This window comes from Pelagimonas sp. (genome assembly GCF_058892305.1).
The window spans coordinates 1-12,510 of sequence record NZ_JBZXVN010000004.1; the positions used below are offsets into that span (position 1 = coordinate 1).

The 12,510-nt window shown below is 54.5% G+C and carries 13 protein-coding genes and 1 tRNA gene; all 14 read right to left on the reverse strand.

Going from position 1 to position 12,510, the window contains the following annotated elements:
• Positions 1-77 (reverse strand) — tRNA-Met (locus AC5EFR_RS01275).
• 171 nt (positions 78-248) lie between these two features.
• Positions 249-1,562 carry a DUF8689 domain-containing protein gene (locus tag AC5EFR_RS01280; protein ID WP_493574165.1) on the reverse strand — a complete coding sequence of 438 codons (1,314 nt, stop codon included), beginning with the start codon at positions 1,560-1,562 and terminating at the stop codon, positions 249-251.
• A gap of 129 nt (positions 1,563-1,691) precedes the next feature.
• Positions 1,692-2,225 (reverse strand): prepilin peptidase, encoded by a 534-nt coding sequence (locus tag AC5EFR_RS01285; protein ID WP_493574166.1) that lies wholly within the window; start codon positions 2,223-2,225, stop codon positions 1,692-1,694.
• 18 nt (positions 2,226-2,243) lie between these two features.
• Positions 2,244-3,095, reverse strand: coding sequence for a tetratricopeptide repeat protein (locus AC5EFR_RS01290; RefSeq protein WP_493574167.1), 852 nt, complete (start codon positions 3,093-3,095; stop codon positions 2,244-2,246).
• Positions 3,096-3,110: 15 nt separating this feature from the next.
• Positions 3,111-3,692 carry a tetratricopeptide repeat protein gene (locus AC5EFR_RS01295; protein ID WP_493574168.1) on the reverse strand — a complete coding sequence of 194 codons (582 nt, stop codon included), beginning with the start codon at positions 3,690-3,692 and terminating at the stop codon, positions 3,111-3,113.
• Positions 3,693-3,694: 2 nt separating this feature from the next.
• On the reverse strand, positions 3,695-4,666 hold the full coding sequence (locus AC5EFR_RS01300) for a type II secretion system F family protein (RefSeq protein WP_493574169.1): 972 nt from the start codon (positions 4,664-4,666) through the stop codon (positions 3,695-3,697).
• 12 nt (positions 4,667-4,678) lie between these two features.
• Positions 4,679-5,644 (reverse strand): type II secretion system F family protein, encoded by a 966-nt coding sequence (locus tag AC5EFR_RS01305; RefSeq protein WP_493574170.1) that lies wholly within the window; start codon positions 5,642-5,644, stop codon positions 4,679-4,681.
• 5 nt (positions 5,645-5,649) lie between these two features.
• Complete coding sequence (locus tag AC5EFR_RS01310; RefSeq protein WP_493574171.1) at positions 5,650-7,092, reverse strand: TadA family conjugal transfer-associated ATPase; 1,443 nt, start codon at positions 7,090-7,092, stop codon at positions 5,650-5,652.
• Between the two features lie 15 nt (positions 7,093-7,107).
• Positions 7,108-8,355 carry a CpaE/TadZ family protein gene (locus AC5EFR_RS01315; RefSeq protein ID WP_493574172.1) on the reverse strand — a complete coding sequence of 416 codons (1,248 nt, stop codon included), beginning with the start codon at positions 8,353-8,355 and terminating at the stop codon, positions 7,108-7,110.
• A gap of 237 nt (positions 8,356-8,592) precedes the next feature.
• Positions 8,593-9,276, reverse strand: coding sequence for an OmpA family protein (locus tag AC5EFR_RS01320; RefSeq protein ID WP_493574173.1), 684 nt, complete (start codon positions 9,274-9,276; stop codon positions 8,593-8,595).
• 16 nt (positions 9,277-9,292) lie between these two features.
• Positions 9,293-10,723 (reverse strand): type II and III secretion system protein family protein, encoded by a 1,431-nt coding sequence (locus AC5EFR_RS01325; protein WP_493574174.1) that lies wholly within the window; start codon positions 10,721-10,723, stop codon positions 9,293-9,295.
• Positions 10,724-10,927: 204 nt separating this feature from the next.
• On the reverse strand, positions 10,928-11,788 hold the full coding sequence (gene cpaB, locus AC5EFR_RS01330) for a Flp pilus assembly protein CpaB (RefSeq protein ID WP_493574175.1): 861 nt from the start codon (positions 11,786-11,788) through the stop codon (positions 10,928-10,930).
• Between the two features lie 187 nt (positions 11,789-11,975).
• A complete protein-coding gene (locus AC5EFR_RS01335) occupies positions 11,976-12,155 on the reverse strand; it encodes a hypothetical protein (RefSeq protein WP_493574176.1) in 180 nt (59 codons plus the stop codon).
• 81 nt (positions 12,156-12,236) lie between these two features.
• Positions 12,237-12,416, reverse strand: a complete 180-nt coding sequence (locus AC5EFR_RS01340) for a Flp family type IVb pilin (protein WP_299930108.1) — start codon at positions 12,414-12,416, stop codon at positions 12,237-12,239.
• Positions 12,417-12,510 lie beyond the last annotated feature (94 nt).

Below are 12,510 nucleotides of genomic sequence, written 5' to 3' on the forward strand. Positions count from 1 at the left end.
TGGTGGCGTGGGGGAGACTTGAACTCCCGACCTATCGATTATGAGTCGATCGCTCTAACCAACTGAGCTACCGCGCCGGACCGTGCGCGGTGATTAAGGCAGGGCAGGGGTGCCGTCAAGCCAATTTCGACGAAAAATTCACGGTTTTTGTCACGCCTCCCGATGTCAGAGAAGCGCATTGTCAAAACGACAAAACCCCCGGTTGCAGGACGCTGCGACCGAGGGTTTCAAAAGCGCGAGGATAGGAATTATTTGACGATCTTTTCATCCTTGACGAACATGTTCGCCCAAGCCCGATCAACAAGTTCGGGTGTCATCTTGTAAGGGATGCCCTCGAAATCACAGACCGAGATCATTTGGTCGATCAAGAACACTGGCTGGTAGTTCGCAAAGGTGTTGTTGATCGTCGGATATTTGTTTTTGAGAAGGTGCACGAGGCTGGCTTCGTCCAGTTGCATCTTTTTCTTGCGCGCCACCAGGGCAAAGATTTTTAAAAAGTTTTCCTGGCTCGGGCCATCAATTTTAATCTTGAAGAAGATCCGTCGCAGGGCCGCTTGGTCAAATATCTCGTTTGGATGGAAGTTGGTTGAGAAAATGACGAGCGTGTCAAAAGGCACCTCGAACTTTTCTCCCGATTGCAGGGCCAAGATGTCCTTGCTTTCCTCGAGCGGAACGATCCATCGGTTCACGAGCTTTTGCGGCGGTTCTGCCTGACGTCCAAGGTCGTCGACGATAAAGATGCCGCCGGAGGATTTGAGCTGAAGCGGGGCTTGATAGGTGCGCGCAGTCGGATTGTAGACCAGATCAAGCATGTCGAGCGACAGTTCCCCCCCGGTGATGACCGTGGGACGCTGGCAATAGACATAGCGGCGGTCATATTGCGACCGGCGACGCAGGGCATTGGGGTTCTCTTCTTCGTCGGTGGCCTCGGAGTGAACAATCGGGTCATAAACGGTGATCACCTGACCCGAATATTCAATGGCGCGGGGGACATAAATCTTGTCGCCCATCGCATCGCGAATACCGTTCGAGATCGAGGATTTGCCGTTGCCGGGGGGGCCGTACATTAGGATTGAGCGGCCAGATCCAACAGCGGGGCCAAGGTTTCCGATCAAATCGTCGGGAAGGATCAGGTGGCCCATAGCGCCAAGAAGCTGATCACGGGTGATCTGAATGTTGCGGATTGACTGGCGCTTCATCTGTTCTCGATAGCTTTCGAGCGGGATCGGCATCGGGCCAAAATATTCCGATTGTGACAAAGCATCCAGCGCCCGTGCCTTGCCCTGATCGGTAAGCTGATAGGGCATTTCGCTGCTGACTTCACCAGCGGCACCCAAAGTCCCCATCGCCTCCAGCAGCCCTTGACCACGGGCCATGTCAATCAGTTCTTGGGTGATTGGCACCGGGAGCGCAATGGCGCGGGCCAGGTCGGTCACCTTGTTGATGTTTTTGCGGAACTGCGTTTTCAGCAGAATGTCCCGCATCATTACAACGGTCAGCCCGACGTCATCCAATGACTTGGGGGAGGGGGGCGCCATCACTGCGCCGGTCTGCATATTCATCGCTCGATTCCTGCCACTTGGGGTCTTTGCAACAGAATGCCCGAGGTTTGTGTCAGGATATGGGCCGGTTAGGGGAAGATGATTGGCAAGGTGCGATAGAGTAGGGGCCGCTATGCCCCCCTTAGACGCCTATTGCCCGTAGAAAATCCCAAGGACCAGATAGGCGCAGAGCATCAGCCCAAGGCCAGTTCCCATGGGAAGGGTGAACTGTTTGCCCCCCCCAACTGAGTCCGGGTTATCTGGGTCACGCATTTTCCATGTTGCCCAATTTGGGGCGAGCTTTTTCAGTGGCGAAAAGGTCACAAGCAGAGTTGTCACAGTTGCCGCCAACATCGCCGCGATGGCGATGAACATCATCAAACGCAAGTCGCCTTGATGGATGAACAAAGCGGCCACAGCGGCGAATTTAACATCACCAGCACCGACCTGACGCAGCATCCAAAACGCAAACCCCACTGCGAAAACAACGCCGTAGTGGGCAAAGCGCCAAAGGTATTCGTTTAGCGGCATGGTCAGAAAGCCGGTAACAACAAACACCGCAAACAAGGCCCAGACGGTCAAGTTGCTGATCTTTTTGAGCTTCATGTCCACATAGAATGTGTAGAGCCAGATCGGGATCACAAGAGCAGCGAACAAAGCCGCTTGAAATGCCGGTATATGCATCGTCAGCCTCGGGGTGCCTTAGGTGTTTTCCAGCGCATCAAGCGCCGTTTTGGCCGCTTCAAAATGGCGTGGATGGGTTTCTACGGCGTTGCGCAAAAGGCCCTTGCCGGTTTCGACATCGCCGCGTTTGATCGCCGCCAGACCCATCGAATGCAACAATTCGGCGCGTTCAATCTGGGTCATAGGAACGACGGGAAGGACGTATTTGCCCTGTGCACCACGGGCCAGAACAAGGTTGTTCTTGGCGGTAAAGAGCGTGGTGTCTTGGCGGATTGCATCGGTGAATAACCGTTCAGCCGCCGGATAGTCGCCACGGCTCAGCTTGGAATAGCCCCAGTTATTGAGAACAGAAGCCGGTTTTGTCGTCAGGCCCACGGCAATTTCATAGAAACTGTCGGCCTTTTTCCAATCCTTGTTGCTGTCGGCGATCATCGCCTCAAGGCGATAGCGCTTAAACGTTTCATGGGTTGGCGGAATGGCGGTTAGAACCTTTTCAGCCTTGTCCCAGTCATTGCCTCGGATCAGAGCATCGGCCAGATTGACACGGTCCTCATTGGTGGCGTCTTTGTGATCAACCACTTTGGCCCAGGCAATTGTTCCTTCGTTGATGCGTTTTGCACGTACCAATGACACAGCAAGGCCACGCGTCAGGTCAATCCGGTCTGGATCGGATGCTGCAGCGCGTTGAAAGTAATTCACCGCCTCATTCGGGTCGCTCACCGAGAGCATGACCTCGTTCAGGTTCGTTTCATCCACGACGTTCACGCCCTGAAATTTACGATCCATTTCTTCGGTATCGATGCCTTTTTCACAGCCCGATAGCGCGACAATGCCTGCCGCGGCGATAGATACAAATGTCAAGTGGCGCATTGTGCCTGCGTCCTTTTACTGCTCTGCCTCATCTGCTGTTGCGCTGCGGATCGTGTATTGTCCGCGGCCTCGTCGCACCAGCGTGTAGTCTTGTTCTAAGTCGTCACCATAGAGGGTATTTTCTTGTTTTGCTATCGCCAAGCGCAAATTGTCACGGATTGCGTCACTTTCGCCATTGTCCATCGCAAAAGCGCGTCGCAAGACTCCGATCGCCTCGGCGGTTTCACCGGTTTCGAGGAGCAAAACACCAAGGTTATTCCAAGCCTCGGGCCAATCCGGTTCTTTCTTGATGGCGCTACGGAGCTGTTTTTCCGCTTGGTTCAAGCGGCCCAACTCAAGGTTAGCCGACCCCAAAGCCACAAGAACCTCTCCGGTCAACCCTTTTTGACCGGCGGCCCGGGTATAGGCATCAAGGGCAAGCTCATACTGCTTGGCTTCCATCAACCGGTGTCCAACGACCAAACCGTCAACGGCTTCGCCGCGCGGGTCAAGGGCCGGGGCAAAGGGGGTGTCCTTGGATGCGGTTTGGCCGCCCGGATCACAGGCGGCCAAAAGAACGAGGATTGATAGGGCGGCGCCAAATGGGGCCAAGTGCATGATTATTGTCCGATATTACCCATTTCCGTGATGCCAACCGCAGATGGACCAACCAGAATGATCAGCAGCGGAGGCACTGTCAGCATCATAGTTGTTAGCGTCATCTTTGTCGGCAACTGGTTTGCTTTTTCTTCGGCACGCATGACCCTTTTGTCACGCATTTCCCCCGCATAGACCCGAAGCGCGTCGGAAATTGAGGTACCAAAGGTTTGGGCTTGGTTCAAAACCGTCACAAAGGAGCTGACATCCTGAACGCCACAGCGTTCGGACATGTCGTTCAGAACTTGCGTTTTGTCCTTACCGGCTTTCATTTCGTGACTGATGATTTCGAATTCATCGGCCAAGGCAGGGTAAGAGGCGCGCAGTTCTTTAGAGATGCGAACGATGGATTGGTCCATGGATTGACCGGCATCCACACAAACGAGCATCATATCAAGCGCATCTGGGAAACCGCTCTGGATCTCTTCTTTGCGTTTTTCGACGCGTTTGTTGATCCAGTATTTGGGCCCGAGATACCCCATGGCACCGGGGCCAAGGATGTACATCATCTTTTGCTGCAACGTGGCGTCTGGGCCATTCACAAACATCAAGAAATAAACGATCCCGACACCCAAAAGCAAAACACCAAGGGCCATCTGTGCAAAGAAATACATCTGCACGGCGTCTTTAGAGCGATACCCGGCCTGCAAGAGCTTCATCCGAATGTCGGACAGTTCTTTTTCATCCTGCGGTTCAAGGAACTGCGAGTATTTGTTCAGCTTGTCGTTTTTGCTCTTCTCGCGCAGTACGGCACGGGATTCCGCGTTCATGCGTTCCTGACCGGACTTTTTGAGCTTGTCCATCGGATCCGGTTTTGCATTTAGCATCATCGGAATGGTGGCAAGGATCAGGATAAAGGCGAGGCCAGCAACCACCATCAACGGGCCAGCAGGGCCAAGCAGATCGGTGATCATTGTATTGATCTGTTCAAACATGTCGCGGCTCCCTTAAACCTTGATGTTCACAAGTGCGCGCATCACAAAAACGTTCAGCGTCAGCATGATACCCACAATAAAACAGGCGGGGATAAACCATGGGTGGTCGAGCACGTCGTCGTAGTAATCGGGCTTGGCCACCTGGATAAAGATCAACGCACCAACCGGAAAACCAGACAGGAACTTACCCGACCATTGCGCCTCGGCGGTGATCGCTTTGACACGGCGGAAGAGGCGGAAGCGCGCCCGGATCACCTTGGCCAGACCTTCGAGAATTTCGGCCAAGTTACCACCGGCTTGCTGTTGAATGGCAACGGCCACGGCGAGAAAGCGCAAATCCTGCATATCGAGGCGTTCAGCCATGTGTTTTAGGGCTTCGCCAACGTCGCGGCCATAGGTCGCCTCGTCTGCGATGACGCCAAATTCGGTGGCCAGCGGGTCTTTGATCTCTTTGGAAACGATCGTGATTGCCGAGCTGAACGGGTGACCAACACGCAAGGATCGTACCATTAGCTCAACTGCATCGGGGAGCTGTTCTTCAATCATACTAAGGCGCTTGTTGGCCTTGTGATTGACCCACATATAGACCCCGCCAACACCCATCATAAGCCCCATGACAACACGGACGGGCAAAGACGCCTCGGTACCGATAGTCAGGCCAAGAAAGGCCCCAACCGATGCAACGGCCATGACCATGATAAGTTGCTGCGGGGTAAAGGCGATGGAGGCCTTTTGCGCTTTGTCCGCCAAAAGCGAATAAAGCGGCAAAGAGCGCGATTTCATGTGTTGGTCCATCTCCTTGCGGAGTTTTGCCAAAACGTCTTCGCGCCGTTCGCCCTTGTCGAGCATTTCGAGGCGGCGGTTAACCTTGTTGGACAGGCTGATCGATTTGCCAAACGCCACCAGATAGATGCCGTTGACCATGACCAGCACGCCAAGGAAGATCATGCCATAGATGATAGGGGCTGCACTGAGCATAGGTCTTACTCCGCTCGGAAAGGTTCATAGATCGAGGACGGCACGTCATAGCCCCACATCCGGAAGCGTTCAGAGAACGCAGACCGAACGCCGGTGGCGGTGAAGTGACCGAGGATCTTGTTATCGGGTGTTAGGCCAACACGTTGGAACCGAAAGATTTCCTGCATGGAAATCACATCGCCTTCCATCCCGGTGATCTCGGTGATCGAGGTCATCCGGCGCGAGCCGTCTTGTAGGCGCGAGGCTTGCACGATCAGGTTCACAGCCGACGAAATCTGAGCCCGCATGGCTTTGAGCGGCATCTCGATCCCGGCCATGGCGATCATGTTTTCCAAACGGGCCACGCCGTCACGGGCCGAGTTGGCGTGAATTGTGGTCATTGATCCATCGTGGCCGGTGTTCATGGCCTGCAACATGTCGATAACTTCTTCGCCACGGGTTTCCCCAACGATGATGCGGTCAGGACGCATACGAAGGGCGTTTTTCAAACAGTCGCGCGGCGTAACGGCCCCTTTGCCCTCAACGTTCGGCGGGCGGCTTTCCATCCGGCCAACGTGGGTCTGCTGGAGCTGAAGTTCCGCCGTATCCTCGATCGTCAGGATACGTTCGGCATTGTCGATAAAGGACGAAAGCGCGTTGAGTGTGGTGGTTTTACCAGAACCGGTACCACCCGAGACGATGATGTTCAGTCGCGTCGCAACGGCGGCCTGAAGGTAGACGGCCATCTCTTCGGTAAAGGCCCCAAAGTTCACCAGGTCATCAATGCCCAGCTTGTCCTTTTTGAACTTACGAATGGAAACGAGCGAACCATCAATCGCGACCGGTGGGACCATCGCGTTGAAACGCGAGCCATCTTGCAAACGGGCGTCAACATAGGGGTTGGATTCATCAACACGACGACCCACCGCCGAGACGATCTTGTCGATGATCCGCATTAGGTGCTTTTCATCTTTGAACGTCACATCAGACAGGCTTAATTTGCCGTTCTGTTCGATAAAGATTTGCTGCGGGCCGTTAACCAGAATATCTGAAATGCTCTCATCTTTGAGCAACGGCTCTAGCGGGCCAAGGCCTTTCACTTCGTCATACAGGTCATTGATCATTGCGCGCCGTTCGTCACGGTTTAGAACGATGCCTTTTTCCTGCAAGACTTCGGTGGTGATGTCGTTGATTTCCTCACGCAATTCGGCTTCGCTTGCGCCATCTAGGGCGGCAAGGTTCAAGTTTTCCAAAAGCGCACGGTGCATTTCCAACTTGATGTCGGCAAGGCGCTCTTTGCGTTTCTTTTCCTTGTCCGCCGGGGCCGCGCGGGCCGGGGCACTAGGTTGAGCCACGCGGCGTGCGCTTGGCTTTTCTGTTTCAGCAGCTGGGGCGGCAACAGGTTGAGGGGCTTTGGCTTCTACCGGGGCCGCCTCGGCAACTTGGGTCTTTTTATAGCGCGAAAACATCTATTTTCCTCGTTCTCAAGCGGCTTCGGCGTCGGAATTGCCGATCGCATCAAGCTGAGCTGCCAGTTTTACAAATTCTTTGCGAAGCGGATTCTTGGGGACGTGATTTGCCAAAGGCAGACCATGGTCACAGGCCTGTGCCACAGGTTTGCCACCATCCGGGAGCTGGAGATCAAGCGTAATGCCAAGGCCATCCGCCATGCGTTTGACCCGCCCCTTGCCTTGCAAATCGGTGAATTTGGGGGCGTGGTTGAGGACGTAGCGCAGCTTGTCATAAGGCAGATCTTCAGCCTGTAGCGCCCGTTTTAGGCGCATGGTGTTTTGGGCCGAGCGCATATCGAGACTGACCATGGCAAAGTAAACCTGAGCCTCGGTCAAAACGGTTTCGGTCCATTGCACGATCGTCGAGGGCATGTCGATAATGACATAGTCAAAGTGGTCGCGGGCAACGTCCAGAATGGCCTGCACCTCGCTTGGGCCAATCATGTCGAGCGGCAGAATGTCTGACGGCGAGGTGAAAACCTGAAGCTTGTCTTCGTAGCTGACTAGGGCTTGGCCAAAGCTGTCCCCATCCATTGTATCAATGTCGGACAACATTTCCAAAACCGCCTCGCGGCGCGGAAGATCAAGGTAGGTTGCAACGGTGCCAAATTGCAGACCAAAGTCAATGAGGCAGACCTTGGGCGGGTTGTCTTGGCGGCAGGTCGCTAATTCATAGGCGAGATTGACGGCCATGGTTGTTGTGCCAACACCACCGGCCAGCCCTTGAACAGCAATCAAAACCCCGTCGCCGCCACCACTCAACTTGACGCCATCCGATCCGGCACCTGCGTTTGCGTGGGCTACTGGGGCGGGCGGATTGCGCATACGTTCAACCGCAGCCGCAAGTTCACCTTCGGGCAAAGGATAGGGGACAAATTCATCGGCACCTTGACGCAGCAATTGGTGAAGCGAGGCGGGCGTCACGTCTTCTGCAATCAAGACCACTTTGATACCGCGGTCCTTGGCCCCGGAAATGATGCCTCCCAATAGGGAAAGGTCGGGCTCGTCTATGGCGTCAATTGCCATGGCGACAAATTCAAGCCCTTCGGCTTCTTTTTGGTTGAGAAAGGCCAGAGCTTCGTCAAAGCCGAGGTCACCCCAGCTTTCACCTAAAATGGTTTCCATATCTTCGATCAATAGATCGAAGTTTTGCACATCGCGGCTAATGGTGCATGCCACGATGGGCGATGGATCCGCCTGATTTGGTGTCGAACTCGTCATAGCCTCACGTCCTTTCCTACGGGCCGGTTCGGAATGGGGCGCGATACTGCTCGTTTGCCACCCGATGTCCGGACCCGATGCGCCGACTCACTGCGGCGCTTTGATCCTTTGGAAAGGAAATTGACGGGGAAAGGCGGCAACATTTGGGCCAAAAAGCCGAAATTGTACGGTATTTCTGGACGGTCAAAACAAAAAGGCGCCCCAAAGGGCGCCCTTTTTCAGAGAAATCGGTCTGGCTTATCCATCGGCGCCGTCGGCACCCTGATCGACGCTCAGGTCGCTGCCCGCCAATCCGGTCAACCCGGTTTTTGGTTCGGCGCTGCGTATATATTCACGGTAAACAACTTCGGCATATTTACCATCCATCACAGTAGGATGACGCCCGACAAAGCCAGAAACCTCGGTGACTGTTCGGCGGTTACGACGTTCGCGGCCTTCTGTTACGATCAACGGTTGGCTTTCACCATAGCTGACCACTGCTTCTAGCCTGTTGCGGTCAATTCCTTGAGAAACAAGGTAATTTACGACAGTCCGTGCGCGGTTCATCCCCAGGCTCTTGTTAAATCCATTGCCGCCAACCTTGTCGGTGTGGCCATAGACCTTAAAGCGGACCTCGGGGAATTGGCGAATCCAACGTGCTTGTTCGCGCAGCGTATCAATGGCTCCAGCATCGAGCGTCGCGCTGTTGAAGGCGAAATTAACCGTGGTCATGACTTCGGAGGCAAAACGCTGCGACAGATCGAAGACGTATTGCTTTTCCCCATTCATGATCTGGGTGTTGTGCATTGTGGCATTGCCAAAATGGCCTGTATCGATCAAGGCACCCGCTTCGCGGTGAAATGCCCCGGCGACCGGGTCGTTACCAGAGCATCCTGCCAGTGCGAAACTGATGGCGAGGCCGGTTATGGTGGTCCTGATCATCTGTCCAAGCCTCCGCTTAATCCATCACATAGCCGTAAGAGCCGGTGAAATCTTGTTTCGCCACCTCTCCGGCTGCGCCAGTTTTTGGGGCCCCCGTCACGCGTCCGCGTAGGAACAAGTCACGCTCGGTGGGGGGGGTCACGCGATCCGTTGGCAATGCAAGTGCTTCGCCACGAGTAGGGGTCACCAAATGGGCCGTCACAATAATCACCAGCTCAGATTGCTCGCGCTGGTATTCGGCACTTCGGAACAAAGCGCCAAGAACCGGCACATCGCCGAGCCAAGGCACCTGACCGTTCAAATCGGTAAAGTCATCCATCAAAAGACCAGCAATGGCAAAGCTTTCGCCATCACGAAGTTCTACGGTTGTCTGTGTTTCGCGGCGTTTGAAGGCGGCAACCGTGATATCTGACAGGCTAATGCCGTTGGTGTTGTCGATCGACGACACCGCAGCTTCCAATTCCAGATTGATCAGATCGCCGTCAATCACGCGAGGAATGAAGTTCAACTCGACACCAAAGGGCTTAAACTCGATGGTGATCGTATTGTTTTGCTGGGACACGGGCACAGGGTATTCGCCACCGGCCAAAAATTTCGCTTCTTGTCCGGAGAGAGCCGTCAAATTTGGTTCGGCTAATGTGCGAACGACACCTTTGGATTCCAACGCTTCTAGAAGGATCCCAACTTCGAGTCCCCCCATGTTGAAACCAAGCAATGCGGCACCTTCGGTGTCGATGCCTTCGGGGAAAAGCTTGTTTGCAACCTGATCCACATGGGCACCTGGGGCTGCGTTTCCGGTGCCAATTTCGAGGCCCAAATCCCCACCAAGAACAGACCCACCAGTCGCCAGAGAGGCGCGGAGCTGTTTGCCAACGGTCCGTTGCATTTCTGCAAAACGAACTTTCAACATCACCTGTTGAACGCCGCCAACCGTCATCAGGTTGGACACGCGTTCAGGCGCATAACGTTCAGCGAGATCCAATGCGCGTTGCATCCGCGCCGTCGAAGAGGCGGTTCCCGACAAGACGATCCCGTCATTGGCGGTGCGCACTTCGATTTTTTCGTCAGGCAAGATTTGGCGCAGGCGTTCTTTGAATTCGGTCACGTCCGCCGCGACCCGCACGTCGACATTGGTGATGAGTTGCCCCTGCCCATCGAGAATGGTCAGTGTCGTGGTGCCGGGCGATTTGCCCAACACGTAGATCGATCGATCAGAGAGCGATGAGATATCCGCAATCGAGGGGTTGGCAATCGACAGCTCTGCAAAGGGCTGATCGCTTTCCACCACCACGGCTCGGTTCATCGGAACCTTTAGCACCTGTTCCGTCCCGCTACGCACGACGCGCAAGGTTTCGGCCTCGAGCACCGTTGGGAGCACGGTTGCAGCCGGAGCCACCGCCAATGTCAGCCCAAAGAGGGCTGCTTTCATGAATCTATCAAATTTCATGTGACCTGCCTTTCGATCACGCCTCACTCGCAGGTCTTATTGCCTGCATTTTGTCCAAACCTGCGCTAGTTTTGATTTTTTTGCAAGAATCAATGACTTCGGAAGGGAAATATATGTGGATAACTCGCAACAGATCGAAAAAACACCCAATGAAAAACGGGCACCCTTGAGGGTGCCCGTCTGTGACAAGTTGTTGATTTGCCCTTAGTTCGTGCAGGGGATAGGAATTTCTGTTCGCTCGACGCCACGACGTTCAATTCGGGTACATGTCTGTAAAGCACGCTGCGGGGCAGCTTCGGGAGCGGCCTGTTCGAGACCCAAGAGCGACATCTGATCGACCTCAATCGCTTCGGCAACGGTATCATCATTGCTCGCCATCAGGGACAGAGACAGCTGACCGGTTTTCTGAGCCTGAGCCAGCGCAGCAACTTGTTGAGGGCTGGCTGCAACGGTAACGGTGCGCGCAATTGTGGCTGCGTTGGATTCCGCTTCGGACATTTGGTCAATGGCGATCAGGCCAACACCTGTTTCGATGAGCTTGGTCACATCACCTGAGGGGAGGTTGGGGTTGTTGCCGGGAATGCGGCCAGTCCAATAGACGTCCACACGGTCACCGGGACGCAAGAAACCGGATACTCCTGATGCCACATCAACTTTGATGGCATAGGCGCGTTGACCTTTCTTTAAACGTGAGGTCAGACCCGCATCTCCACCTGGTTCCGACAGTTTGACGGCAACCAAGGCTTCGAATTTTTCCATCTGGCGCATCGCGACACGCGGTTTTTGACCTTCGGCCGCGGCGGGATTGGCTTCGTCAAAATACCCTTCGGGTAAGATTTCGTTTGGCCAAGGGGCTAATTGGATGTCCTCGGGCAAAATGACTTCGCCATAGGCAATCGCGCGATTGGTCACATAAATCTGCTGTGTGGGAATTGAAGCCACCACTTTGGCGCGTTCCTGTTGCAGTGCGTTTTCATAGGCACCGATATAGTTTTGCGCCATGTAGACGGCAAAGCCGGCCAGGCCTAGCCCTGCAATCAGTACCAATCCGAATACAAGTCGCATGTTTCACCTCGTTTTTAACCTCAGGGCAGCGAAAGGAATGTTGCCCGACTGCCAATTTGATCGTCAATTGTGGCCAAATGAGGCCGGGATGGCGGTACTTCCGTGATAATCACGCGGTGAAGCGGTGCCAGAGAAAAGGGCTGCTTCCCGTGCAGGAAACAGCCCTTGGTGCGTAGGGAACAGGGGATTAGAAGTCGTTTTCTGCGGCGACTGCGGTGCCTGCGGCGTCCATCAGCGCAAAGGACGCATCTTCCACGGTGAAAAATGCGACCGCTGACATACCAACTACGGCAGACGTGATTACAATCCAGTCTACAGTAACGGCACCGGTCTCGTCGTCACGGAATGCTTTGAGAAATTTAAGCATTATTAGCCCTTTCCTGCTCTTAAATGAGGGTCCGTGAAAGCAGGTGACCTGCTTTCACGAGGCGTGTATCAGCCTGATGACTTAGAAGTCGTTTTCAGCCGCAACTGCGCCACCAGCGGCGGTGATCAGGGTTGTGGCGTTGGTTTCGATGGTCGAGTAGGCAGCGATGGCCAGGCCAACAACAGCGGCTGTCAGAACAACCCAGTCAACGGTTACGGCGCCAGCTTCGTCTTTGCGGAAGTTTTTGATGAACTTGATCATGGTCTCTCTCCAGAATTTGTCTTGTTTCACTCACCGCCTTGAACGTTGTGGGCCTCTCTCACTTGCCCCGTCCGCTGCGGTATGAACACGTTAT